Genomic DNA, 24,049 nt, shown 5'->3' with positions numbered 1-24,049 from the left:
TTCAACGGAACGTGCGCTGCTGAAGGAGCCCATTAGCCTCGAACAGCGCTCTTGAAGGCTGCCGACAGGGCAGCGAGCGCGGCACGCGGTTGTCCATCTCTGACCCTGGTGTGCAGGATCACGGGCAGGCGCGGCAAGGCCGGAAGCCCCAGCCGCGGGCCGACGTCGACGGCGCCGAACGGTACCATGCGCGGCGACAATGCCGCGATGCCGAGACCGGCCATCACGGCTGCCGCCACAGCGGTCACGCCGCCGCCGACGAAAATCTCCGTCCACGGCATGCCTGCGGCGTCGAGGAGCTCCCCCGCCAACGCCCGCACTCCACAAGGTTCGGCCATGGTGGCGATCGGCAGCGGTTCGTCCGCTCGATGCTGCCAGCTTGGTGCCGCGAACCAGCCGAACTGCTCCTCGGTAATGAGCTCCCCGTCGTTGCGCTCCGCATGCAAGCGGACGATCACCGTGTCGAGCTCCCGTCGGTCGAAGCTCTGGAGCAGGTCACCCGATGATCCAATCCGGATCTCGATCACCAACTGCGGATCCTGTGCGTTCATCCGGGCGATCAGCGCGGGGAGCTCCGGTCCCGCCACATGGTCGCTGATGCCGATGGCGATGCGCTGGCGCCCCCGCGTCAGCGAGGCAAGCGCACGATCATTCGCCTCCAACAAGTCGCGGGCATGATCCAAGAAGGCGGCGCCGCGTGCCGACAGCTGAACATAACGCGGCGTCCGCTCGAACAGGCGGCAGCCGAGCCGCTCTTCGAGGCGCTTCAGCTTCAAGCTAACCGCGGCCTGCGTCGTCCCGGTGGCCTCTGCCGCGCGAGTGAAGCTCTCCAGTTCGGCGATGCGTACGAAAGCCCGCACCGCATCAAGGTCGAGAGGCGGCCCAATCATTTCAAAACGTTATCTCAGATATTGAAACTCATAGCATATGAAAATGACTGACCCATGGCTATTGTCAAGGCGGACATAGCGGAAAGGACTTACAATGCCACTCGTTCACATCTCACTGTGCGCCGGAAAATCGGAAGCGTATCGGCAGGCAATCTTCGATGGTTTGTACCGCGCCATGCACGAGACCTTCAACGTGCCAGAAGACGATCAGTTCATGACCATCACTGAGCATAATGCTACGAACTTCCGTTACAGCGCATCTTATCTTGGGGTCAACCGAGGCGACGATCTCGTTTATATCCAGATCACCGCGAACAACACTCGGACCGTGGAGCAGAAGAAGGCGCTGTTCCAGCGGATTATGGAACTGCTCGGCGAGGACCCCGGCATCCGGCCACAGGATGTCTTCGTGAACATCGTCGAAGTGGCAAAGGAGAATTGGTCGCTCGGGAACGGCGTCGCGCAATATGCTTGAAGCAGCGAACCTATTCCCATCACAAGGCTGATAAAATCGAGCGCTTCGAAGACGGCCGCATCCCTGCCGGTAGCGGTGGCTAATCCTGCCCGAGGTGGCCAAACGTCGGGCGGCTGCCGTAGGCGGTGAGAAGTGCCATCGGTCGAGGCCATCAAGCCCAGGTTGGCCTCCACACTCGAGGCTGCTCGCGAGCCAGTCCCGAGCCGGAACGGGCCAGCTTGGTGCTTGTTCTGGGAAACGGCATCCTTTTCCCCACACCGTTTTCCGCCGGAGACGTCGATGTTCGAAGGCTTCCGTCTTGAGATGGTGGATCTGCCGGAGGCTACCTTACGTGTGCGCCATGGCGGGAATGGCCCGCCGGTATTGCTTCTCCATGGGCATCCCCGTACCCACGCCACCTGGCACCGCGTCGCCCCGCTGCTCGCTGCGCATCACACCGTCGTCTGCCCGGACCTTCGCGGCTTCGGGCAGTCGTCGAAACCCGCCGATACGCCGGATCATGAAGGGTCGTCCAAGCGAGCCAAGGCCCGTGACTGCGTCGCACTGATGCACCGCCTCTGCTTCGACCGCTTCGCCATCGTCGGGCATGACCGGGGTTCCTACACGGCCTTCCGCACGGCGATGGACCATCCCCAGGCGATCACGCATTTGGCGGTGCTGGACGGCGTTCCCATCGCAGAGGCCCTGGGACGTTGCAATGCCCGCTTCGCCCAGGCCTGGTGGCATTGGTTCTTCTACGGCCAGCCGGATAAGCCGGAGCGGGCGATCCTGACCGATCCGGACGCTTGGTACGGCGGCTCGTCTGACATGATGGGTGCCGAGGCCTATGTCGACTACCGGGCGGCAATCCACGACCCGGACACGATCCACGGCATGATGGAGGACTACCGCGCTGGCCTCGGCATAGACCGGGACCATGACGAGGCGGACCGGCGGGCGGGGCGGACCCTCGCCTGCCCGACGCTCGCCCTATGGTCGCTGCGCGATGACCTCGAAGCGCTCTATGGCGATGTCCTCTCGGTCTGGCGGCCGTGGGCGCCAGATCTGCGTGGTCGAGGCCTGGACTGCGGGCACCATATGGCCGAGGAGGCGCCGGAGGAGCTTGCTCGGGAGCTCTTGGCGTTCCTGACGACTGAGAGTGAAAGATGAGAGACAGGCCCAAGCAGCAGACGAATACGCCTCGAAGAACCACGAATAGGGCACTCCGGCACGCTTGACGTCGGATAAAGCGCCTGGGAGTCCGATGGAACGTGCCGAAGCGGTCGAAACTGCGTGGCTTTGGCGCACATTACCGGCACAAACGGCGAAAATCCGCGTCCATGAGCGCATTTAGGCCGAATGCATACAGGTATATTCGCTCAACCTATCAAGCAGACCCACCGTGCTGCCTGCCGAGGGGGCTTTGACACGATAGCTGGTTTAAGTGTCTGCCCGGTCGTCCTTCGCCTCATGGTGCCGCGCCGGTGGCTCGGCGGGAAGGGTGCGCCAAGAGGCGATGGCCCTGACTGCCTGCAAGGCGCTGGCATTGTCGGCGATGTGGACATGACGGCGCAGTTCTGCCACGGCGGGCCATTCGCCCTGCTCGTAGAAAGCCTGCTGCACGGCTTCCGCCATCTCCTTGCTCACGACGAACACCAGCAGACCTCGCTATATTAAACGCCTGGAAAATGGACAGATCCCGGCAGCCAAGCAAGCGACCTTTCGGCGGGCGCTTGGTGGGAAGGGGAAAAATTCCCGCATGACGAGAGCATGGCCGTTCGGTAGCATAAGGCCATCGCCGTTCCCTCATGAGTAGGCGCATGCCCCAGCCAGCCGCAGCGCTACGCGGATTTCACCGAATTGCTCTGGCGGCCCTGCTGATGCCTTTTGTCGGTCATACAGCGATGGCCGCGGAGGTCTCCGTGATCGCCGGAGATCGGATCGAAGTGCAGGGGCGAGAAATCCATCTCTGGGGCGTCCGGGCACCAGAGGCCGATGCCCTATGCTATGGAAATGGCCAAGGGGAGCCGTGCGCTAGGGTGTCCCGCCGTCTGCTCGAGGCGCTGATCGGCAAGGACGAGGTCATCTGCATCGTCAAGGACGGCAGCCCGGACAAGTTGGTCAGCGCCCAATGCTCGGTCGACGGCGCCGACCTCGGCCACCTGATGATCACCTCGGGATGGGCGACGGACGACCGGGCCGAGAGCGCGGGGTTCTACGAACTCCAGGAACAGGCCGCTCGGACCGAACGGGTGGGGATGTGGAAGTACCGGTGAGGCCAGCGCCCGATCAGACGTCGATCGGGATCCTGGTCTCGTACTTGACCCGGCTGATGACCGTGAGAGTGATGAACCGCTTGATCAATGGGTTGGTGTAGAGCGTCGCCCGGGCGAATTTCTCGAACTCGCTCATGTTCCTGACGCAGACCATCAGGACATAGTCGGTCGATCCGGTGACCAAGTAGCACTGCATCACGCAATCCTGGGTGTGGATGGTCTTCTCGAACGCATCCATCAGCACCCGGTCGTCGCCCTTGAGCTCGACGGTCACGATCAGCTGGATGTGGCTGCCGAGCTTGCTGGGGTCGACGATCGAGACATCTTTGGCGATGACCCCGGCCTCGCGTAACCGGCGGACCCGACGCAGACAGGTCGGCGGAGACACGGCAACCGCGTCGGCGAGTTCCAGGTTGGTGATCTGGCTGTCCCCTTGAAGCAGATTGATGATCTTCCGGTCGATCTGGTCGAGTTCGATGTTAGGCATGGGGCAACTGCTCGTTTAAGGCGATTTCACACTTATGAGTGTCGCGCACTGCGTCGTCAATTTTTCCATCGTGACAAACCAAGTGGCAGAATTAGAAATTTCATACCGCCCAGATGGCGCTACAGTCTGCTCATCACGACGCAATGAACTGCGCTGCGGCGCAAACATCTTCCCAATAGTAGCTAATTATCCCCGTTAGGCCGGGGACACTCACCTAAACACCAACAATAGAAACTGACCCATTCAGCGAAGAGGTTTCGAATGCCCGGAGATGTGATCTCTCGGTTTGCCTCCGTGCGCCTTGGCACCAGGGGAAATCAGCGAAAAGAGCACGGTTTCGGCCAAGTCAACGGCCATCACGGCGAGATCCTCCAGGGAATCTTCCCGGACGACGCAGGACGTCTGCACCGCGGTCTCGTCACGCTCCCGTGCAACATCGTTTCATCCACCGCCGTCTTCCGCCCGGCGCCGGGAAATCTGGTCACCGTCCCGGACGACAAGCTGAAGGCGGCCGAGGCCGCGCGGCTGACGCTGGACAGCCTGGGCCTGCATGACCAGGGCGGCCACCTGACGGTGGAGAGCACTATCCCGGTCGGCCTCGGCATGGGGTCCTCGACCGCTGACGTCGTGGCCGCGATCCGCGCCGTCGCCCACGCCCACGGCGCGGCCCTCGCCGCCGACGAGGTCGCCCGGCTGGCGGTTCGAGCGGAGACGGCGAGTGACAGCATCATGCACGGCGACCTCGCCATCCTCTTCGCCCAGCGCGAGGGCATTGTGCTGGAGCATCTCGGCCCTGCCCTGCCGCCACTGGAGGTCCTCAGCGTCAACACGGCTCCCGGCACCGGCGTGGACACCGTGAAGCAACCTCCAGCCGACTACGACGACTGGGAGGTCCAGGCCTTCCGGCCACTGCGCGGAATGCTACGGCGGGCGATCCGCACCGGCGACGCGGCTCTGCTCGGCCGGGTCGCCACAGCCAGCGCCCGCATCTCCCAGCGCCACCTGCCCAAGCCCGCCTTCGAGGAGATCAACGCCATCGCGGCCTCCGCCGGGGCGCTGGGCATCCAGGTCGCCCACAGCGGCACCGTCGTCGGCCTGCTCTTCGACCCCCGCAACCCGGCCACGGCCCGGCGGGTTGCCGAGGCGACCTCCCGCCTCGACACCATCGGCCTGCCCCCCGCCCTCCATTTCCGCACCGATGCCGTCGAGGTCCGCCATGTCGCTTGAGATGACGATGTCCCAGCCCCTGTCCCGCGAGTCCCGTGGCTTTCCCGACTATGAACTCCCCCGATTGGTGCGGCTGACGGACAACCTGCATGGCGCCGCCTTCTTCCTGATGAAGCTGCTCCCGGCCCGGCACATGCTGGACCGTGCGGCAGCCGACGGCCGCCTGAAGCCCGGCGGCACCATCTGCGAGACGACGTCGGGGACTTTCGGACTGGCGCTCGCCATGCTGGCAGCGGTGCGCGGCTACAAGCTCATCCTGGTCAGCGACCCGGCCATCGACGAGCACCTGCACAAGCGCCTGCTCGAACTGGGTGTCACCCTGGAGATCGTCGAGAAGCCCTACGAAATCGGCGGCTTCCAGACCGCTCGCCTCGACCGGCTGCGCGCCGCGCTGGAGGCCAACCCGGGCAGCTTCTGCCCCTCGCAATACGGCAACGCCGACAACCCGCGTGCCTACGCCGAGGTGGCCGAGCAGATCGCCGAACGCCTCGGTCATGTCGACTGCCTCGTCGGCACCGTCGGTTCCGGCGGCTCGATGTCGGGCATCGCCCGCTTCCTGCGCCACCTCAACCCAGACCTTCACGTCATCGGCGTCGATACCCCCAACAGCGTCGTCTTCGGCCAGCCCGACGGCAAGCGTCTGCTGCGCGGCCTCGGCAACAGCCTGGTGCCGCCGAACGTCGACCACCGCCAGTTCGACGAGATCCACTGGGTGGGTGCCGCCGAGGCGTTCCTGGCCACCCGCCGCCTGCATCAGCACCACGCGCTCTATCAGGGCGGCACCAGCGGGGCGGCCTACCTGGTGGCCGACTGGTGGGCGCGCACCCATCCCGACCGCAAGGTGGTGACGCTGTTCCCGGACGAAGGCCACCGCTACGTCGCCACCATCTACAACGACGACTGGCTCGCAGCGCTGCCGGGCTGGACCGGCGTGCTGCCCGAGGCCCCGCAGCCGGTGGCGCATCCCAGCGACGTCCGGCCCAGCTGGAGCAGCTACCGCTGGGACCGCCAGACGCTGGACGAGGTGCTGGCGGCGGCCAACCCGGCGGCGCGCGACCTTGCGGAGGCCGCATAATGCCGCGCCTCCTGCTGTTCATCGAGAGCAACACGTCCGGCACCGGCCGCCTGTTCGCCCAAACCGCCCGTGCCCTCGGCTTCGAGCCGGTGCTGATCAGCCACCAGCCCGGCCGCTATCCCTATGTCGCCGAGGACGCCGTCCGAAGCATCGAGGCCAATACCGCCGACCTGACCGTCCTGCGCTCGCTGGTGCGCCAGCTGGCGCACAGCGAGGGGCTGGCCGGGATCACCTCCAGTTCGGAGTATTTCATCGCCACCGCCGCCCGCCTGGCCGCCGAACTCGGCCTGCCGGGGCCGGATGCCGACGCAGTGGCCGCCTGCCGCAACAAGGCGACCCAGCGCCGCCGCCTGGACGAAGCCGGTATCGACCGCGTGCGCCATGCCGAGGTCACCGACGCCGCCGATGCCGTCCAGGCCGCCATCGGCATCGGATTGCCGGTCGTCCTGAAACCGGTGGCCGGATCGGGCAGTGTCGGCGTCCGGCTCTGCGCAACGATGGCCGAGGTGGCCGCTCACGCCAGATCGCTGCTCGCCGACCCGACCTGTGGCGCACTGCTGGTCGAGGAGGTCGTCCGGGGCGACGAGTATTCGGTGGAAATCTTCCACGACACGGTCATCGGCGTGACCCGCAAGCACCTAGGTGCCCTGCCGCACTTCGTTGAGATGGGCCACGATTTCCCGGCCCCTCTCGCCTCGACAGTGGCAGATCGGATCGCGGGCTTCGCGCTGGCCGCAACGCGAGCACTCGGCCTCACCTGGGGGCCGCTGCATGTCGAGCTTCGCCTTGGCGAGGACGGCCCGCATTTGATGGAGGTCAACCCGCGGCTGGCCGGAGGATTCATCCCGGAGCTCGTCCGCCAGGCCACCGGCATCGACCTCATCCGGGCGACCGTCGAACTGGCCGTCGGCCGGACGCCGGTGGTGACGCCGATCCGGCAGGAGCACGCGGCGATCCGCTTCCTCACGCCCCCCGACGACGGACTGTGGTTCGCCACCGAGGGTCTGGAGGCGGCACGGGGTGCGCCCTTCCTGCGCGACCTGCGGCTTTACCGCGCATCCCCGCTGCTAATAGCCCGCCGCGGCGATTTCCAGGACCGTCTCGGCCACGCGCTCACCAGCGCCCCCACCCTGGAGGCAGCCGTGGCCGCCGCCGAACTGGCGCGCTGCGCCATCCGCTTCCGTGTCGCGGCCGACGGCACCGGAACCCTTGCCACCGTCGCCTGACCGGAACAGCAGCAGGAGCCCCCTTCCATGTCCTCAACCTCTATTGCGGCCGCCGGACCGTCGCGAGCCGGGGCGAACCCGGCGCTGCTCTCCCTGCTGGCGGGCGCGCTCGCCATTGCGCTCGCCCCCATCCTGGTGCGGGTCAGCGAACTCGAACCGATCGCCACCGCCTTCTACCGGCTGGTCATCGCGCTGCCCTTCTTCTGGCTCGGCATGCTTGCCGAACGGAAGGCGCCTCAGGCTGCCAGCGCGCGCGTCACCGCCGCCGACATGGCGCTGATGGGGATGGCCGGGCTGATGCTGGCGGGGGATTTGGCACTTTGGCATCTCAGCATCACGATGACCTCGGTGGCCAAGGCGACGCTGTTCAACAACTGCGCACCGGTCTTCGTCGCCCTGCTCGGCTGGCTGCTGTTCGGCGAGCGGATCGGCCTCGGCCTGATCGTCGCCCTGGCGGTGTCGCTGTCGGGCATGGCGCTGCTGATCGGCGACGGGCTGTTCGCGTCGGTGGGAAGCGGGGCGGAGGGGCAATGGCAGGGTGACGCCATCGCAGTCAGCACCGCCGCCTTCTACGCCGTCTACCTGATGGCGGTGAAACGCCTGCGGGCCAGCCACTCGACCAGCGTCATCATGGCGGGATCGAGCGCTGCGGCCGCCCTGGTGCTGGCGGTGGCCGCCTGGATTGAGGGCGGCCCGCTGCTGCCCGCAACCGCTTGGGGCTGGGCCGTGGTGCTGGCGCTGGGCGTCGCCTGCCATGTCATCGGCCAAGGCCTCATCACCCATGCGCTGGCACACCTTCCGGTCACCTTTTCGTCCATCGGCCTGCTCATCCAGCCAGTCGCGGCGGCGGCGCTGGCCTGGATGCTATTCGGCGAGGCCCTGGGGCCGCTCCAGTGGCTCGGCGGTGCGCTGGCGCTGGTCGGCATCACGCTGGCCCGCCGGACCTCCAGCCGCTGACCCGGCGACCAGCCACGTTCCGACCAGCCATACACTAGAAACCCCTTCTCACCGGGAGCCACCCTCATGGTGATCAGCAACGCCCAGATCCTGGCCCACCTCGGCGACACCGGCCGGGTGGCCGGGACGCTCAACCCGACGGCCCAGTCCATCCTGTTCGGCGACGTCGCCGACGACGCCATCGACCGCGACCTGCCCTGGATCACCCAGGTCGACCGGGCGCACCTGGTGATGATGGCTGAGACCGGCCTGCTGCCGGTGGCGCAGGTCTCCCCCCTGCTCCGGCGCATCGACGAGATGGAAGGGTCGGGTTTCGCCGTCCTGCGCGGCCGGTCGGCCCCGCGCGGCGTCTACCTGCTCTACGAGACCTATCTCATCGCCGACCTCGGCGAGGAGATCGGCGGCGTCCTCCAGACGGCGCGCTCGCGCAACGATCTGGGCGCCACCGTGCTGCGCCTGCGGTTGCGCAACGTCGTCGCCGACCTGCTGACCGGCCTGACCCGTCTCCAGGCCACGCTCCTGCGCCGGGCAGAGGCCTGCACCGACGCCGTGTTCCCAATCTACACCCACTACCAGCCAGCCCAGCCGGTGACGCTGGCCCATTATTACGCCGGGGTCGCCGCAGCGCTGGACCGCGACGCCGAATCCTTGCACGCCGTGCTGGCCGATCTCGACCGCTGCCCGCTCGGCGCCGGTGCTGTGGGAGGCACGGGGCTTCCCATCGACACTCGACGGACGGCCGCCCTCCTCGGCTTCTCGGGCCCCTGGACGCACTCTATCGACGCCGTGGCCTCGCGCGACGCCGTCCTGCGCCTGCTGGCGGCGCTGGGCATCCTCGGCGTAACGCTCAGCCGCCTTGCTCATGACCTCCAGCTGTGGACCACCGGCGAGTTCGGCTTCCTGACGGTGGCCGACGATCTGGTCGGCACCAGTTCGATGATGCCGCAAAAGCGCAACGTCTACATGCTGGAGCACGTCAAGGGTCTGGCGGCAGCGCCGATGGGAGCGCTGACGTCGGCAGCGATGGCGATGCACGCTACCCCCTTCTCCAACTCCATCGCCGTCGGCACCGAGGGCGTCAAGCCGGTATGGTCGGCGGCCTCGGGAATGCTGGATGCGCTGACGCTGGTCCGGCTGATCGTGGCCGGGGCGGAGCCGAATCAGGGAGCCATGCGCCTCAGGGCGGTGTCCGGCCAGACCAACGCCACCGCGCTGGCCGACTGGCTGGTCCGAGAGCATGGCATACCCTTCCGCCGCGCCCACCATGAGGTCGGGGACATCATCCGCTCGATGATGGTCCAGGGGGTGGTCGATCTGGAGACCGCCGCGCGCGAGGCCCGGCCCGAGTGGTTCCGCGGCACCCGGTCGCCCGTGCTGCGGCCGGTCGACATCGCCGCTGCACAGGAGCATGGCGGCGGCCCCGGGCGCGAATCCACCGCCAGCGAGATCGAACGGGTGCGGGACTCGCTTCGCAGCCGCCGTGGCGCGCTGGTGGAGCAGCGGCGGCGCTGGCGTCAGGCACGCCGGTCGCTGCGTGGAGCGGTCGACGGCGTCCTCGGCATCGCCGTCCTCGACCGGACGGGCCGCGGCCGCTCCGGCCAAGCGTAAGCGGGAATGAGAGGTCGACCATGCCAAGCACGGCCAAGGCCTCGCCCCGGGCGAAGACCGGGAGACTGGCAGCCGCCGACATTCCCCGGCCGTTCCCAGTGATGAGGGACCCGAAGATCGGCGGCAGCCTGGAGGGGATGCCGGACGAAACCCTGCTGTCCTCTTTGCTCGCGATGGCAGCCCCGGAAGCCGATGGCGATCTCCTGGCCCTGCGCCTGTTGGCCGGACATGGTTCGCTGGAGACGGCGATTGCGGCGGCATCAGCGGGAAAGCTGCCTGGCGGCATGCCGTGGGACGATCATGCTGCCCTCCGCTTCCGGGCCGTCATCGAACTGGCGGCACGGTTGGTGCGCCCTACGCTGGAGCAACGCCCGCTCCTGTCCTCTCACGAGGATCTGGTCACCTACGCTCGCCTTCGTGCCGCCTGCTCGGCGGTCCAGACGCTGCGCCTGCTGTTCCTCGACCGCCAGCGCCAGTTGATTGCCGATGAACTCCACCGGACCGGGTCAGTTGGTGACGTCGCCTTGTATGTCCGGGAAATCATGGGCCGTGCGCTCACCATGGACGCCAGTGGTTTGGTGATCGTCCACAGCTGCCCCAGCGATGAACCACCGAGCCCGGCCAGCGTCAGGGTTTCCTGCGCGGACATCCAGAAAGCCGGGAGCTTGCTCGGGGTTGAATTGGTCGAGTACCTGCTCATCGGCAGGCGCTCCTATGTCACCCTGCTGGGCGAGCCTGTCGTGAAGCGGCTGGCCCGCCTCGTCGCGGCGGAACGGGACGGTGCCACGGCGTCGCCCGAAGGCGCCCTTGGCTAGGCATCGGTGGCGGACGTTGGGACATCCACCGCGACGCCTCCTGCCCCGACCGCCTGGAAGCAGGTCCAGATGCATTCACTTCGCGGCTCAGTACCTTCCGTCCCTTCAATGCATCGCCGCCCTCAGCTTGGCGAAGCTCTCGGCGTTGTTCCCATCGGCACCCAGGGCCTGCCTGTCGATGGCGATGCGAGCCGCCTGGGACAAACGCCATCCCAGCGGCGGGTCCTTGGCGGCGATCTCTCCCGACTGCTCCTTGGCCTGGTTGAAGATGCGAAACTCGATGAAGACGCCGAGTGGTTCCGATTGCGCCTCATTTGTCCTGAGGCGCACCTTGGTCTCCACGAGGGTGCGCTCGAGCGCCTTCACCGCGTATCGGCCGCGCGCCCCCCGGGTCTCCGCGAATGCTAGCAGCGGGTCCTTCGTCTCATGGAGATAGTTCTCCGGCGCATCGCGGTTGTCGCCCTTCTTTATGCGCCGCCACCGCTCCTCCTCGGAGTCCACGCCTTGGTAGCCGGAATCGTTGCTGATCTGAACGACGATCGGCCGGTAGCGGTGGTCGAACTCCTTCACGCCGGAGCGTAGAGTCCGAAGGATGTCGAAGGCGGTGGTCGCCCCGAAGTTCTCGAAGTACCCGCCATCGACAATGCGGTCCCACGGTTCGCCTTTGGCACCAGGCAGCACACCGGCGGGCTCGACATAGGGAAACCGGGTGCTCATGTCGACCGCCGTGCTAAGCCGGACATCCCGCGGCAAGAGTCCCATCATGTCCAGGGAGTCCGGGAGTTCGTGCCCTTCGAATTGCGCTTGCGAGGCGATGATCCGGCTCCCGGTCGCCACCGAGGTGCCGTTCAGAAACAGCAGCGGCATCCAGTTGGCCGACGTGAGCAGCGCCTCCGGCCTCCCGCGGATCTCCGTGAAGGCGTCGGTAAGCCGGACTGGTGCCTTGGAGCCCATCACCCGGACCCAGGCATCCTCCCAGGCCCGTTCGATCGCCGCGGCGCGGTCCGGCAGCACGGGGAACGGCAGGAATCGCTGGACGAGGTCCGGGTAGAGCAGACCGGCGAGCGTCGGGCCAAGGAAGTCCTGCTGGAGGATCAATTGCGCGCACCGTGCGAACCCACTCTCCTGACGGTCGGGGCCTTGGCACATGGGGCTGCCATCCGGCGAAGCGGCGACCAGTGCCTGGAACACGGCCGCCCCCAGGGAGCCGCCGGAAACACCGCTGATGGCGAAGACCTGCCGCGCGAACGCCGGGTTCTCGTCCTGCATCATCCCCAGAACCGTCGCCGTCAAGTAGGCCGCGCGGCTGGCGCCACCGGCGGTCGCCACGATGAGGACGGGGCTGCGTTGCCCTTCCGCAGGAATAGGCCTGCCCTGAGCCCACTGGGCCTCAAACGCGAACTGGATGTTCCTGCGGGGGGCAGGCTCGCGATCGAGGAGGCGGACCTCGTGGTTGTTGTTCCACAGGCTGAAGAGCACGACAAGCAAGGCGATGACGGTCAGAATCGGCAGGTCCCTGTTCCTGGAAAGGGAAACCAGTGGCGTGCCGAAAGGTATGAGCGTCGCAGCCGCAACGATCAGGATGAACCCCGGGCCGACCGCGCGCGCCATCCCCACCGGCCACAAGGTGGCCGCCGTGAAAGCTAGGATCGCCGCTGCGATGGTCAGCCCGAGATAGAGCCTCGCGTTGGACGGCAGCGCCAGGAAGCCACCGTAGTCCCGGGTGGCGTCCGGCTCGACGGCGAACAAGCGTTCCACCAGCCGCATTCCTGGCCGCCGCTTCGGCAGCACTTCGCGGCGCACCCGGATGGCCCAATGGAACGCGGCGGCACCGATGGCGAAAACAGCCATGAGGGCCCAGAGACGGATCCTGGTTTTCGGCGTAACAGCTTCGCCATCGAGCCAGAGGACAATGGCGTAAGCAATCGCCAAAAGGACGAAGGCGGAGACACCCAGCAGTCGAGGCACCGCCTTTTCCAATGCGTGAAGCCGACAGGCGCCAGTGATTTGCTCCGCGGAATCGTCCGTGTGCACGGGCTTGGCCCGGGCGTCGATCTGGAGCGCCACGCGTGCCCAGAACCAGGCGAAGGTCGCCCAGATGAGCACGGCGACGAACAGCATCGCGCTATCGAGCCAATCGCCCTCGGCCGTGGCCAGGAGCACCTCGCGTCCCTGCCCGGACGCGATAAGCGCCAGGATTCCCACGATCACAGTGAGCAGGCTGAAGCGGACTGGCTTCAACGTCCACCAAAGGTCCTGCACCGCGTCCCAACGGCGCGCCATCCACCACAGGAACCCCCGCGGCGGCCCCCCGGACGTGCCTCGCATCCTCTGAATGCCCGCCATGATCCCCTCCTCCGTCCCCAGTCCAGGTTGCGGTTGCCCACCTCGCCGGAGCGCGTTCCAAGCCGCCGAATGGCTTCATGGCCGAGTGGACGGCGACGATTCGTCACCGGGCGCATCGACGGACCCGTCACAGAGGGCACGTAATGGTGTTCAGCGCCGTCCCGTCACCGCCGCCCGGACTGCCAGGCGGGGCCCATGGTTCCTTGCGGGAAGGCCTCGTCGGCACCATCCGGGACTTCGGCGGCGGCCTTCGGCAAATCAGCCATGCCGAACCTGCCTTCGGCACCGCAGAGCAAGCCCCTTGATGGGGTGCCCCAAGCGCCAAGTCCGGGACTAGGAGAGGAGGCTCCCCGGGTACCTCCCCCCGCATTACCTGCATGCGGAGGCTGATGCCCGCGCAGCGCGTCATCATGGAAGCCGGTCCCAGACTTCGCCATGCCGTCATATCCGCCTACATTAGACGGAAAGAATGGAACAGATAATCGAAAAATATGAACACAAATTCTCGTATCAGTAGGCTGATTCGAGACACACGCTTGGTTTCGGCGTGAGCAATCACGCCTACGCGCGCCATTCGTCATGGGTACCACCTGCACGCAGGGTGGTCGTAGCCGTGCCCGATGGAGCCGGGGACGTTCGGAAACTCCTGGCGGAGCGCCTATGCCGGTCGTGGAGCTTTCGGCCCGGCCATGGCGGCCGTCGGGATCGACGCCGATCCCGTGGTCAGGTTCTTGGGTGACCCGGAAAAGCAAACGACACAAGGAACAGATCCTCGGTCTGCAATGCGTGCCGGACCACCATGATAAGCCTTGGGGCGACGTTCTCCGGAGCATTGAACGAAGGACTGCGTCCGACCGCCAGGAGGCGCGCAACCTCCTGGTCCATTTTGCGATCGTGGTTTCCCTCCGTGCCATTTCAGGCGACTTGGTACAGAGAATGAGGAATTTCGGCATGCAAGTAGAAATCGACAGAAGTGAGTTGCTGAAGGACATGTTCGATAGCACCGTGACTCAAGGCGCGGAACGCGGGCACTCCGAGCACGCCATCGAAATGCTGCGGGAAGAACTCGACTTCGCTGGCGTCGCCTTGAGTGATGAGGACCAGGATTTCGTCGAGCAGCTTTCCGCCAGTGACGCGGACACGCTCCGACGCCAGGTCAGAAACGGTGAGGACTGGCCTGTTTTGGTGTCGACCGCCGCCAACGCATCCAGCCGACCTGAACAATGGGAGGGCTGCGTGGAGCATAGGATGCTGAGGGAGACACACTTTGCCGGTGCGATACGCGGCGCGAGCTTTCCCTCACACCCTACAGCCCATGCCTCCTCATCAAGCCTTCGATGCGGTTCAGGTGCGTCAGGATGCTGGCCTTCGTCCGCGCTACATCCCCGACCTCGGTGTGGTGTGCCGGGGTTGGTGCGGAACAGCTTCGGCAGGTCGGTGGGCCGAGCGCTTTCGTAGGCGGCCGGAGCCAGTTTGCCGAGATCCTTGGCGTAGAGCTCGCGGACGAACTGCTCGATCCGCACGCGCAGCCGGTCGACGGCGAAGAGCCGGTTTGGTCTCGTTGCCGTCGGCCAGCCCCTTTGAGCTTCCTGAGCGTCACCTGCGCGGTGATGGGCGGCCCGGCGAGGTGCCGGAATTCAGGGGCAAGATCGAGCGGCACTTCCGGACCATGAATGACGCCGTTGCTCACCCTGTCCCCGGCGCATCCAATCCGCAGATCAAGACCCGCAGCGATGCCGAGGCCGCCGGTACTCCCCGCATGCCCTTTCCCGGTTCACCGATCACTGAAACGGATTATCAACCGTATCCGTCGGCTTCGGCGGAGGAAGCTGGTCGGGAAGATCGGCCTCAGCCTCCAGGGATTGCACGACGGCGGCCAGCAGGTCGCGGAGCCTGCGGGCATGCTCCAGTCCCTGCTTGTCGCGCGTGAGATCGATCGACCCATAGAGCGCCACCCGGTCGGTGCCGTTCTCGACCTCGATGTCCCCGATCTTCATGGTTCCGGCGTCATCGGCATACGGCTTGATCATTGCACCAACCCCTTCAGGAACTTCAGGACGTCGCGTTCAGAGAAACCGGGCTCATCCTTCTTCCGTCCCCGCCCCGGCGCCTGGGGTTCCGGAAGAGCCAACACCGTCGACCTGGCCGCGGCCGGGATGCCCGGGAAGACCGAGATGCCGGTGACCTCTTCCAGCTGTGCAATGGGGATGCGCTGGTAATCGTTCCCTGGCGCGTTGGGCACGAGATAGGCGGCAGCCTCCCGGCGGCGCGGATCGTAGATGGCCTTGAAGACGTGCGTCGGCACGAGAACCCGGCCGCCGATGCGTTGGAGGTTGGTACCCTGGAACACCGGACCGGTCACGACGTAGACCTCGCCGCGGGTGTTGGCGAGATGCCGGGTTGCCCCTTCAATTGCGCTCCAGATCCCACGGTTGCTCTCGCCGACCTGGGGGATCATGTTGGCAAGGGTGAAGCTCTCCTGCTGGGCCTTCGGGGTCGGCATGTCGCCGTTCGGCGCCATGTGCCCCCTATCATAGCCGGAGCGCTTGAAGTCGGCCAATTCGGAGCGCTCGTCCGGCGGCAGCCTGGGTTCGGCATGGAATGCGCTGGCTTCCGGACGCTGGAGGCCCTTGGCGGCCGCGACGCTGTCCCGGGTCAGGTGCTCGACCGCATAGAGCGGGGTGCGCGTCACGCCGGAATGCAGAACGGCGAACGCCGAGTAGCAGAGCTCCCGCGTCTTGGCAGCCAGCTTCGGGTTGATCAGGTCCGGCGCCACAGCCCCGGCGTAATGGTCAGGGCAAGCAGTCGAGGCGGCAACGGCAACCACCGGAAAGCCGAGCAGCAGAAGAGCCGGAAGCATGTGGGCGGCCGCCCATTGGGCAACGGCACGTGGTCCGCGAGGCATGTTTTCTCCAGTCCCAGGGCAGGCCAAAGCTACGACAGCTTGCGGACGGATGTCACCATCGTGGAGCACGACGACGGGCACGCAAGGCGCATCGCCCGATGGTCCTCGCCGATCTCCTCACAGAAGGTCACCCAGGGCGCAACAAATATGTCGGAGGCGGACCTTAGCTATCCAAGGTGACCGCCTCCTGCTCGTGAACGCCTCGTTGGACGAGGTCGTTGGGTGGTTCGATTGATACCTATGAAGCACACTGCCCACCGTCAAGCAGGCCGGTATCTCAGAGGCTTTGCAACCTAGCTGGCAAACTCTGGTCTTTTTGCATTTGATCGACCTTTGGTAGAGATTTCGCTATCCTTTAGATCGGCTGTGTGCCGGTGTTGCCATCGGAAAGCGAGTGGAGATGGGCAGGGATGTGGGCAGACGTTGACGCGAGGCAGGACTTTTTAAATTTCTCTGAGGTCGCGGACTTGGTGGTGGACGTAGTCGGATCCCCGACCATGCGGCCGGTGTCAGTCGGCGTGTTCGGCACCTGGGGCACCGGTAAGTCCACGCTGCTGAACCTGATCGACACCGGGCTCTCCACCGAGGACCGGAAAGGGCAGTTCATCGTCGTCCGCTTCGACGCTTGGCTCTACCAGGGATTCGACGATGCCCGCGCGGCGCTGATGGAGGTCATCGCCACCACGCTCCTGAAAGCGGCCAAGGACGACGAGGGCCTGGTCGTTAAAGCAAGGAGCCTTCTTGGGCGCGTGAACAAGATGCGCGCATTCGGGCTGGCTGCCGAGGCCGTTGCGCTCGCCCACGGCGTGCCGACTATGGGCTGGCTGAGCAAGGGATTCGACGCCGTCGACAACCTTATCTCGGGGGAAGGTGACGCGGAGGACATCGAAGCGGCGCAGGAGGCCGGAAAGAAGGCCAAGGAGCGCGGCAAGGGCCTGCTGGAGCCTGAGAAAAAGAGGACACCACCCAAGGAGATCGCCGCCTTCCACAGGGAGTTCGAGGAGGTCCTTCGCGGCATCGGGAAGACCTTGGTGGTTTTCGTCGACAACCTTGACCGCTGCCTACCGCCGCAGACCATCCACACGCTGGAGGCCCTGCGCCTATTCCTGTTCATGGACCACACCGCCTTCGTCGTCGCCGCCGACGAGGACATGGTCCGACACTCGGTTTCCACGTTCTTCAACGATCCCGGCGACCGGCACGTTACTGACTACCTTGACAAGCTGATCCAGGTGCCGGTGCGCGTCCCGGCGCTCGGCGTGCAGGAGATCCGTGCCTATCTGTTTCTGCTGTTCGCGTCGGCGGATCCCGGCGTGCCTCCCGAACAGCTCGAGGCCCTGCGTATCCGGCTTGAGGACAACCTGCGCAGAGCCTGGGAGGATGAGCCGATCAGTACGGAGGACGCGCTTGCCCTGCTCGGCCAAGCCTCAGCCGACCTCGCGCGCGGCTTCGGCATCGCCGATCGCATGGCGCCGATGCTGGTAAACTCGGACCAAGTCCGCGGCAACCCGCGCATCGTCAAGCGCATGCTGAACGTTGTGCGCATGCGCGCGAAGATCGCTGAACGTCGCAAGATGCCGGTCGACGAGGCGCTCGTCGCCAAGCTGGCGCTGTTCGAGCGCTGCACCGACTCCACCGCCGCGACCTACTTGTACAGAGAGATCAACGCCGCTCCCGACGGCAAGCCCGAGGTGCTAGCGAAGCTGGCGCTACACCTCGACGACGAGCGAGCGTTCGACGAGGCCTGCCCGAAGGAGTGGAAGCCGAACGCGAAAATCCTGAGCTTCGTCCGCGAATGGCTGGCGCTCGACCCGCCCCTGGCGGGCATCAACCTGCGGCCGCTCGTCTACCTGAGCCGCGAGACCATCCCGCTGCGCAGCCTGAAAGGTGGGCTGTCGGCCACGGCCACCGAGGGACTGAGGGTGCTGCTCCGCACCACAAAGATGTCGTCCAAGTCGGCGATCGCCGCCGCCAATTCCATCGCCGAGTCCGAGCGTGCCGCCGTGATGAAGGCAATGATCGAGACCTTCCGCCCCCACGGAGACTGGCTCAACTCGCCGACGGGGTTCCATGGAGCCCTCATTCTGGCAGATCGGTCGACCGAGGCTGCCGCGGATCTCGTCGCCTTCATCAAACTCACCAACCCGCAGGGGCCGCCGCCCTGGCTCGGCCAATACGTTCGCGAAAAGTCGTGGTTCAAGGCCGGGGAGGTGAAGTGATGGGAACGTCGTCATCAAGCAGCGGGCCGGGGGGCAATTCGCCCCTAGTGCCGCCCTGGGCCGACAGCGAGCCGAATGCACCACTTCCCGAGTCGGAGGGGCAGCGATTCCGGGAGTTCCGCACCCACCTGGGCAAGTTCGTTTCTGGCGGTGGTAGCGATGGTGAACGACTTCGGACGGCGTTGGGCAGCTACGCCCGTAAGGCCACCGGCGGCGGGAGCGTCGGCTCTCGCCGATTCGGTGCGATGGCCAGCGCCGGTGGCGCCCTGTTCGATGCGATGGCCGCGCTCCGGGACGGCCAGGATCCGGGCATTCCTGACATCGACCTCGGCATGTTGGAAGGGCGCCCAACCCAGGTCGCCATTGATCTGCTGGTGAATGCACTGGTCCCACTTAACGGCGACGCCGACCGCATCAGGGTCGCGCTAAACGACGCCCTGTCCGAAGCCCTGGAAGGACAGGCAGACTTCGACTTCAACAACATCACCGATGACATCATCGCGGATATGATGATCGCCTACTTGGCCGAGTGCATCTACGAGCAGGTAGTCCTAGACTCCAACGATGCCTTCGCGAAGGCGACGGACCCCGCTCAGTACGACAGGGCCGAGAAGGCAATGCGGGGCCTCATCCGTGCTGCCGCCGACAAGCACATGGCGCCACTGCTCACCGGTAACGTCCGTACGCTGAACGGCCGAATGGTGCGGGGCGCCCAGTTGCGCGCCATCAAGGACATCTGGGCCGAATGGGAGGCGTACGAGAAGTGACCGACTTCATCTTTCACCATGATGGCCAGCGCCTCCCCCAAGGTGGCCCCGGGACTATCCCGGTGCTCATGTACGGCGCGGCGCCACTCCGCCGCCGGACCGGCTCCATCGGCGGTCCTGTCCGCTCGACCGTACGCCGCCTCGGCGTTCCTGTCCCGGAGCGCGCCCACGATCTCTTGACCGTCGCCATGGCGGTGACCGCCGCGGATACCTTCGCTAGCCGTGAGACACCCGATGGTCAGAAGGAGGCTGCTGATGGCTGGACCCGGAATCTCCGCCTGCGAATCCCGCTCGCCAACCCGACTCCCTGGCATCCGCTACGGCCGCTTCTCGAGGAAGCGCTCCATTTCCTTAGCGGCGACCTGTGGACCTTGGAATTCCTTCCCGATGGACCGCAACGCCCCGCGCCCCAGCGCCGAGGCGCTCGTATCCGCCTCCATGGGCACGACGGCGTTTGTCTATTCTCCGGCGGACTCGACAGCGCTATTGGTGTCCTCGACCTGCTCGCCGACGGGCGCAAGCCGATCCTGGTCAGTCACTCATACCGCGGCGACGCCGAAAAGCAGGAATCGGTCTGGGGGAGCCTGCCCATCAAGGTATCCCGGTTCGCCGCGAACGCATACCCAGAGTCCAGGCTCGGCTACCCGAACGACGTGCAGATGCGCACGCGGAGCTTCAACTTCCTCGCCTTCGGAGCGCTGGTGGCTGCTACCCTCGCCCAACGTGAGCTCGTGCCGGAGCCGGTCGACCTCATCGTGCCGGAGAACGGCCTCATCGCGCTGAACCCGCCGCTAACAGCCCGGCGCATCGGCGCGTTGAGCACCCGTACCACGCACCCCCACTTTCTTGGCTTGGTGCAGCGCCTGTTTGACGAGCTCGGCCTGCCGGTCCGGATCACCAACCCCTACGCCAAGAAAACAAAGGGTGAGATGCTCCGAGGATGCGCCGACCAGGCGACGTTGGTGCGGATCGCGCGGGAGACCGTCTCCTGCGGCAAGTGGAAGCGGACGGGCAAACAGTGCGGCAAGTGTGTCCCCTGCCTCATTCGGCGCGCCTCCTTCCATGCCGCCGGGATGCGAGACCCGACACCCTACGAGCCGACCAACCGGGATCTCGCGGCTGTCCTGCCTCGAGAGGAGGCGGCCGACGATTTGATGGCGCTGGTGCTGGCCGCTGGGCGGCTTCCGACGACCGACGTCGCACGCTGGGTGGGGCGCACCGGCCCGCTGCCGACGGACATGGCCGAACGGCAGGCGCTGCTGGACGTCGCCCAGCGCGGCATGGCAGAGGTTGAGGACTATCTGAACAGCCTCGGCCTGATCCCGTGAGTGCCCCCGCAGTCGACCTCCACTGCCACCTCGACCTTTACCCGGACCCCGCTGGCGTCGCCCGCCGCTGCGCGGAGTCTGGAGCCTACATCCTCTCGGTGACGACGACGCCCAAGGCGTGGCGCGGCACGATGGCGCTCGCTAAGGGCCATGACCGCATCCGGACGGCGCTTGGCTTGCACCCGCAGATCGCCCACGAGCGCATCGGAGAGTTGCCGCTGTTTGACGCCCTGCTGCCCGAGACTCGTTATGTGGGCGAGATTGGTTTGGACGGCAGTCCAGAGTGCAAACCGCACTGGCGGGAGCAGATCAGCGTCCTCGACCACGTCCTGGCCGCCTCGGCCCGTGCGGGCGGGCGTATCTTGTCTCTCCACAGCCGCCGCGCCGCCACCGAGGTCCTGGACGTGCTGGCCCGCTACCCCGACGCCGGTGTCCCAGTGCTGCACTGGTTCTCTGGCACCAAGGCCGAGCTCCAGCGCGCCGTCGCCATGGGTTGCTGGTTCTCGGTCGGCCCGGCCATGGTAACGGGCAAGCGCGGACGCGACCTGCTTGCGGCCATGCCCCGAGACCGCGTGCTGACTGAAACGGACGGGCCGTTCGCCGCGATAGATGGCAGACCACTTGCCCCTGGCGAGGTTGCCCCCGCCTGCACGGCGCTGGCGACCAGTTGGAGCGTCGGTGTCGACGAGGCCGCCGCCATCATCCTCGGCGCGTTCCGCAGACTGGCCTCGTCGCCGGTCGGAGGTCCAATAGCCAAGGTATGAGTGATGGCGGGGCTACCCTCGGTGCCAGCTGATGTTGCCAAACGCTTCCCCAGGTAAAACCATGGCCCAACATCACTTCACCCGCCTCATCCACGAGATCCTCCACGTCCCGACCGGCGAGCGCAGGCGGACCGACGACGGCTGGCTGGACGCCATGCCCGACGACGAGTTCGTCCGCGCCCGGCGCCGCGCCACCACGGCCCGGAACTCCGGCGCCTCCGAATGGGCTTGTGCGGCATGCGGGCACCCGGCCTACCCGTCCCGGCACCACCTGACGGGGCTGCGCCACTTCCGCCATTTCTCCGGGGCGCCAGCCAACTGCCCGTGGCACCAGGACGACGGCTTCGACCTCGCCGAACTCGACACGCTGCGCTTCGGCGGGAAAGGTGAGGGCGCCCGCCACCGGGAGGTGAAGCGCTTCCTCTTACACATGACCTCCGTCGACCCCCGGTTCTCCCCGCCCGACGTGGCGAACTACGATCCCTACAAGGAGCATTGGGTGACGGCCGCCAACGGGGAACGCCGCAGACCGGACGTCTACCGGCGTCTGCACGGAGTCCCCGTCGTCTTCGAGATCCAGTTGGCCCGGACCTACCTGCGGACCATCCAGGGGCGGGAAACCTTCTACCAGGACCAGGGCATCCGGCTCGCCTGGGTGTTCTGGGAGTTCGAGAAGGTCCGCGATCATCTGAGCGCGCAGGACATCTACCACTTCAACCGCTCCAACGCCCTGTCGCTCGACCCGGAGGCGGTCGAGCAGTCGCTCAGCACCGGCAGGCTGCAATTCCGGCTCTGGTGGTGGGAGCACGTCCTCAATTCCTGGGGGAAGCCTGGGCGGGCGTGGCGGGAGCGGTTCGTCGACGTGGACGAGCTAATCTGGGACCCAGAGAGCGGGCTGCCCTACCTGGAAGACCCCGAGGCCCGACGTCTGGCCGCCGCGGAGGAGCGCAAGGCGGCCGAGGCCCGGCGCGTCGCCGCGCTGGCCGATGGCGTCGCGAACATCTGGGGCGTCGAGGCGGACCGCCGCCGCTGGAGCCTGCCGAACCGCGGGTTCGACCACGAGATGTACGATCGCTTCGCCGGGCCTGCCTGGGCGGCACTGGCCAGCGCCGTCGGCTGCACGGTCTCCTGGGACGCGGCGACCCGGAACCTGGGTTGCTCCAGCGTCCTGCCGCTGCTCTACGCCCTCCGCGACGGCCGAGGCTATGGCGGAATGAATTTGGCCGCGGTGGTGATGAACCTGTTGGAGGACCCGCGCTGGGCCACCCACGCGGTGGTCGCGGTGGCCCGCGCCTACGGCCGCCGGGATGCCCTGGACGGACGACCAAACGCCGTTAGCAAGGTCCGCCGCAACATGCGAGAGGCGTTCCGGGGGGCGCCCGGCAGCGCGCCGGTGCGCCAGTTGGACGAGGTGCTGGCCACACTGTTCCCTGAGGCCGCGGCGGCCATCAAGCAGCCCTGGCCTTCCCAGGCCGCACTGGAACGCCTTCGCGCGCATAACGCGCATCCCACGGGCTCAGCCTGAACGAGTTCACCACTCTCACGAGCGAGAAGAAGGAATGCTGCGTTTTTTGACCGAGGAACAGGTTCCAGGCGCTGTCGAAGATCTGCTCAACGATGCTGACGAAGCATGCTTTGCTGTCGCTTTCTGGGGCAAGGGCGCGATGAAAGCGCTTGGCATCAAGGCGGGGATGAAGGAGCACCTTAAGGTTATCTGCAACATGGACAGCGGCGCGTGCAATCCCGATGAGGTCAGGGCGCTCATGTGCCGCGCAGAGGTAAAGATTCACCCGCGGCTCCACGCGAAGATCTACTGGACGCCCGGCGGCGCCGTTGTGGGGTCCTCTAACGCCTCCACCAATGGCTTGGTCGTGGAAGGGGCAGGTCTCAAAGGATGGCTTGAAGGAAACCTGCTTACGGACGACGACGGCGTTCTCAGCGACATCAAGGCGCACCTCAAAGCCATGTGGAAAGAAGCCAAGACGATAACCTCCGACGACCTCGCGATTGCCCAAGAGCGGTGGGACGCGCGCGTCAAGTTGCGCCCTCCGCTCCAGGCGGTGTCGCGCCGGAGCTTGCTGGCAGCCTATCGGGAAGTGCCCAGCGACCCGCGCTGGAACAAGGTCAAGCTGGTGGTTTACCGCCATGGTCTAGATGCCCAGTCTCGGCAAACCCTAAACGCCTTCAAGAAGGCTCCTCCGAAGAAAACAGTTGAAACGATCGATGACAGACGCATTCAAGGCGCCTGGGGTTACCAGGGATGGGAAGGGGAATTTGATGATGAAGATTGGATCGTTGATGTAAACGCACGCAATCCAGACAAGCCGCGAGTTGTCGGCTGCGCGGAAATCGGGAGCAGGCTAATCAAAATCCAGCAGGCGAACGGCGATGTCCTGCACATAGCGTTCCGCTCTCCAAAGATCTCGCTGCCAGGGCTTGGAGCCTTCAAACTAACCGCTATCGAAAAGGACGAGGTGTGCAGTCATGTTCATCACTTCCTCAACGGCGATGAAGCGGAAGCTTACCCTGATGGGCGCGTCCTTTGTCTGCCGGAGGCCATGCAAATCATCGACGCCTAGCCCGAATAATTCATCAGGGCTGGCGCAAGGGGCGGCGGGCGCAAGGCTAATCCACTGAATTCGTGTATGATTCTGGTGCTGAAGCAGTCTCACCACGGATCACCGGAGTTCACGCCCGCCATGACC

The 24,049-nt window shown here is 66.0% G+C and carries 21 protein-coding genes; 15 read left to right on the top strand and 6 right to left on the bottom strand.

All coding sequences use genetic code 11. The features are described 5' to 3' along the window. Nucleotides 1-32 precede the first annotated feature (32 nt). Nucleotides 33-890: a LysR family transcriptional regulator gene (locus GBZ48_RS18170; protein WP_174472280.1), complete on the bottom strand. Its 858-nt coding sequence runs from the start codon at nt 888-890 to the stop codon at nt 33-35. Between the two features lie 94 nt (nt 891-984). On the opposite strand from GBZ48_RS18170, the gene GBZ48_RS18165 reads away from it, so the two are divergent. Next, nucleotides 985-1,365: a tautomerase family protein gene (locus GBZ48_RS18165; RefSeq protein WP_109052056.1), complete on the top strand. Its 381-nt coding sequence runs from the start codon at nt 985-987 to the stop codon at nt 1,363-1,365. A 279-nt stretch (nt 1,366-1,644) separates the two neighbouring features. Beyond that, on the top strand, nt 1,645-2,514 hold the full coding sequence (locus GBZ48_RS18160) for an alpha/beta fold hydrolase (RefSeq protein WP_174472279.1): 870 nt from the start codon (nt 1,645-1,647) through the stop codon (nt 2,512-2,514). Between the two features lie 270 nt (nt 2,515-2,784). Here GBZ48_RS18160 and GBZ48_RS18155 read toward each other — a convergent pair whose 3' ends face one another. Beyond that, entirely contained in the window at nt 2,785-3,000 is a 216-nt protein-coding gene (locus GBZ48_RS18155) for a hypothetical protein (protein WP_174472278.1), read from the bottom strand. A gap of 152 nt (nt 3,001-3,152) precedes the next feature. On the opposite strand from GBZ48_RS18155, the gene GBZ48_RS18150 reads away from it, so the two are divergent. Further along, nucleotides 3,153-3,620: a thermonuclease family protein gene (locus GBZ48_RS18150; RefSeq protein WP_343049582.1), complete on the top strand. Its 468-nt coding sequence runs from the start codon at nt 3,153-3,155 to the stop codon at nt 3,618-3,620. Between the two features lie 13 nt (nt 3,621-3,633). On the opposite strand, the gene GBZ48_RS18145 is transcribed toward GBZ48_RS18150, so the two are convergent. Then, nucleotides 3,634-4,107 (bottom strand): Lrp/AsnC family transcriptional regulator, encoded by a 474-nt coding sequence (locus tag GBZ48_RS18145; RefSeq protein ID WP_174472276.1) that lies wholly within the window; start codon nt 4,105-4,107, stop codon nt 3,634-3,636. A 294-nt stretch (nt 4,108-4,401) separates the two neighbouring features. Between GBZ48_RS18145 and GBZ48_RS36750 the strand changes: the two genes are divergently transcribed. The 6 genes from GBZ48_RS36750 (at nt 4,402) to GBZ48_RS18115 (ending at nt 11,015) form a co-directional block, all read left to right on the top strand. After that, entirely contained in the window at nt 4,402-5,334 is a 933-nt protein-coding gene (locus tag GBZ48_RS36750; protein ID WP_174472275.1) for a GHMP family kinase ATP-binding protein, read from the top strand. Between the two features lie 7 nt (nt 5,335-5,341). Then, nucleotides 5,342-6,409 (top strand): cysteine synthase family protein, encoded by a 1,068-nt coding sequence (locus GBZ48_RS18135; RefSeq protein WP_174472274.1) that lies wholly within the window; start codon nt 5,342-5,344, stop codon nt 6,407-6,409. Further along, entirely contained in the window at nt 6,409-7,635 is a 1,227-nt protein-coding gene (locus GBZ48_RS18130) for an ATP-grasp domain-containing protein (RefSeq protein WP_174472273.1), read from the top strand. The genes GBZ48_RS18135 and GBZ48_RS18130 overlap by 1 nt, the downstream gene beginning before the upstream one ends. 27 nt (nt 7,636-7,662) lie before the next feature. Further along, entirely contained in the window at nt 7,663-8,592 is a 930-nt protein-coding gene (locus tag GBZ48_RS18125; protein ID WP_174472272.1) for a DMT family transporter, read from the top strand. A 66-nt stretch (nt 8,593-8,658) separates the two neighbouring features. Further along, the gene (gene argH, locus GBZ48_RS18120) at nt 8,659-10,200 is read left to right on the top strand and encodes an argininosuccinate lyase (RefSeq protein WP_174472271.1); all 1,542 of its coding nucleotides are present in this window, start codon (nt 8,659-8,661) and stop codon (nt 10,198-10,200) included. Between the two features lie 20 nt (nt 10,201-10,220). Beyond that, the gene (locus tag GBZ48_RS18115; protein WP_174472270.1) at nt 10,221-11,015 is read left to right on the top strand and encodes a JAB domain-containing protein; all 795 of its coding nucleotides are present in this window, start codon (nt 10,221-10,223) and stop codon (nt 11,013-11,015) included. A 105-nt stretch (nt 11,016-11,120) separates the two neighbouring features. On the opposite strand, the gene GBZ48_RS18110 is transcribed toward GBZ48_RS18115, so the two are convergent. From GBZ48_RS18110 to GBZ48_RS18100, 3 genes are all read right to left on the bottom strand, one after another. Beyond that, entirely contained in the window at nt 11,121-13,361 is a 2,241-nt protein-coding gene (locus GBZ48_RS18110) for a hypothetical protein (RefSeq protein ID WP_174472269.1), read from the bottom strand. A 1,781-nt stretch (nt 13,362-15,142) separates the two neighbouring features. Further along, a complete protein-coding gene (locus GBZ48_RS18105; protein ID WP_174472268.1) occupies nt 15,143-15,391 on the bottom strand; it encodes a hypothetical protein in 249 nt (82 codons plus the stop codon). After that, nucleotides 15,388-16,221, bottom strand: a complete 834-nt coding sequence (locus tag GBZ48_RS18100; protein ID WP_174472267.1) for a DNA/RNA non-specific endonuclease — start codon at nt 16,219-16,221, stop codon at nt 15,388-15,390. The genes GBZ48_RS18105 and GBZ48_RS18100 overlap by 4 nt, the downstream gene beginning before the upstream one ends. Nucleotides 16,222-16,676: 455 nt before the next feature. On the opposite strand from GBZ48_RS18100, the gene GBZ48_RS18095 reads away from it, so the two are divergent. The 6 genes from GBZ48_RS18095 to GBZ48_RS18070 all read left to right on the top strand — a co-directional run bounded on the left by GBZ48_RS18095 (nt 16,677) and on the right by GBZ48_RS18070 (nt 23,923). Beyond that, nucleotides 16,677-18,485 (top strand): KAP family P-loop NTPase fold protein, encoded by a 1,809-nt coding sequence (locus tag GBZ48_RS18095; RefSeq protein ID WP_174472266.1) that lies wholly within the window; start codon nt 16,677-16,679, stop codon nt 18,483-18,485. Beyond that, nucleotides 18,485-19,252 carry a hypothetical protein gene (locus GBZ48_RS18090; protein ID WP_209798467.1) on the top strand — a complete coding sequence of 256 codons (768 nt, stop codon included), beginning with the start codon at nt 18,485-18,487 and terminating at the stop codon, nt 19,250-19,252. Before GBZ48_RS18095 ends, GBZ48_RS18090 begins: the two co-directional genes overlap by 1 nt. After that, nucleotides 19,249-20,580 (top strand): Qat anti-phage system QueC-like protein QatC, encoded by a 1,332-nt coding sequence (qatC, locus tag GBZ48_RS36935; protein WP_209798466.1) that lies wholly within the window; start codon nt 19,249-19,251, stop codon nt 20,578-20,580. Before GBZ48_RS18090 ends, qatC begins: the two co-directional genes overlap by 4 nt. Beyond that, nucleotides 20,577-21,344, top strand: coding sequence for a Qat anti-phage system TatD family nuclease QatD (gene qatD, locus GBZ48_RS18080; protein WP_174472264.1), 768 nt, complete (start codon nt 20,577-20,579; stop codon nt 21,342-21,344). Before qatC ends, qatD begins: the two co-directional genes overlap by 4 nt. 61 nt (nt 21,345-21,405) lie before the next feature. Further along, a complete protein-coding gene (locus GBZ48_RS18075) occupies nt 21,406-22,869 on the top strand; it encodes a DUF6035 family protein (RefSeq protein WP_174472263.1) in 1,464 nt (487 codons plus the stop codon). Nucleotides 22,870-22,903: 34 nt separating this feature from the next. Then, on the top strand, nt 22,904-23,923 hold the full coding sequence (locus GBZ48_RS18070) for a phospholipase D family protein (protein ID WP_174472262.1): 1,020 nt from the start codon (nt 22,904-22,906) through the stop codon (nt 23,921-23,923). Nucleotides 23,924-24,049 lie beyond the last annotated feature (126 nt).

The organism is Azospirillum melinis (genome assembly GCF_013340935.1).
Classification (GTDB): Bacteria; Pseudomonadota; Alphaproteobacteria; order Azospirillales; family Azospirillaceae; genus Azospirillum; species Azospirillum melinis.
Note: the sequence above shows the minus strand (reverse complement) of the source record. Positions and strands in the feature narration are given on the sequence as shown.

What these genes read in the sequence shown, in the direction of transcription:
- GBZ48_RS18150 (WP_343049582.1), top strand. Translation starts at nt 3,153, where the DNA reads ATGAGTAGGCGCATGCCCCAGCCAGCCGCAGCGCTACGCGGATTTCAC.
- GBZ48_RS18075 (WP_174472263.1), top strand. Translation starts at nt 21,406, where the DNA reads ATGGCCCAACATCACTTCACCCGCCTCATCCACGAGATCCTCCACGTC.
- GBZ48_RS18125 (WP_174472272.1), top strand. Translation starts at nt 7,663, where the DNA reads ATGTCCTCAACCTCTATTGCGGCCGCCGGACCGTCGCGAGCCGGGGCG.
- GBZ48_RS18160 (WP_174472279.1), top strand. Translation starts at nt 1,645, where the DNA reads ATGTTCGAAGGCTTCCGTCTTGAGATGGTGGATCTGCCGGAGGCTACC.
- GBZ48_RS18115 (WP_174472270.1), top strand. Translation starts at nt 10,221, where the DNA reads ATGCCAAGCACGGCCAAGGCCTCGCCCCGGGCGAAGACCGGGAGACTG.
- GBZ48_RS18105 (WP_174472268.1), bottom strand. Translation starts at nt 15,391, where the DNA reads ATGATCAAGCCGTATGCCGATGACGCCGGAACCATGAAGATCGGGGAC.
- GBZ48_RS18165 (WP_109052056.1), top strand. Translation starts at nt 985, where the DNA reads ATGCCACTCGTTCACATCTCACTGTGCGCCGGAAAATCGGAAGCGTAT.
- GBZ48_RS18095 (WP_174472266.1), top strand. Translation starts at nt 16,677, where the DNA reads ATGTGGGCAGACGTTGACGCGAGGCAGGACTTTTTAAATTTCTCTGAG.
- GBZ48_RS18135 (WP_174472274.1), top strand. Translation starts at nt 5,342, where the DNA reads ATGTCCCAGCCCCTGTCCCGCGAGTCCCGTGGCTTTCCCGACTATGAA.
- GBZ48_RS18170 (WP_174472280.1), bottom strand. Translation starts at nt 890, where the DNA reads ATGATTGGGCCGCCTCTCGACCTTGATGCGGTGCGGGCTTTCGTACGC.
- GBZ48_RS18145 (WP_174472276.1), bottom strand. Translation starts at nt 4,107, where the DNA reads ATGCCTAACATCGAACTCGACCAGATCGACCGGAAGATCATCAATCTG.
- GBZ48_RS18110 (WP_174472269.1), bottom strand. Translation starts at nt 13,361, where the DNA reads ATGGCGGGCATTCAGAGGATGCGAGGCACGTCCGGGGGGCCGCCGCGG.
- argH (WP_174472271.1), top strand. Translation starts at nt 8,659, where the DNA reads ATGGTGATCAGCAACGCCCAGATCCTGGCCCACCTCGGCGACACCGGC.
- GBZ48_RS18130 (WP_174472273.1), top strand. Translation starts at nt 6,409, where the DNA reads ATGCCGCGCCTCCTGCTGTTCATCGAGAGCAACACGTCCGGCACCGGC.
- GBZ48_RS18070 (WP_174472262.1), top strand. Translation starts at nt 22,904, where the DNA reads ATGCTGCGTTTTTTGACCGAGGAACAGGTTCCAGGCGCTGTCGAAGAT.
- GBZ48_RS18090 (WP_209798467.1), top strand. Translation starts at nt 18,485, where the DNA reads ATGGGAACGTCGTCATCAAGCAGCGGGCCGGGGGGCAATTCGCCCCTA.
- GBZ48_RS18100 (WP_174472267.1), bottom strand. Translation starts at nt 16,221, where the DNA reads ATGCTTCCGGCTCTTCTGCTGCTCGGCTTTCCGGTGGTTGCCGTTGCC.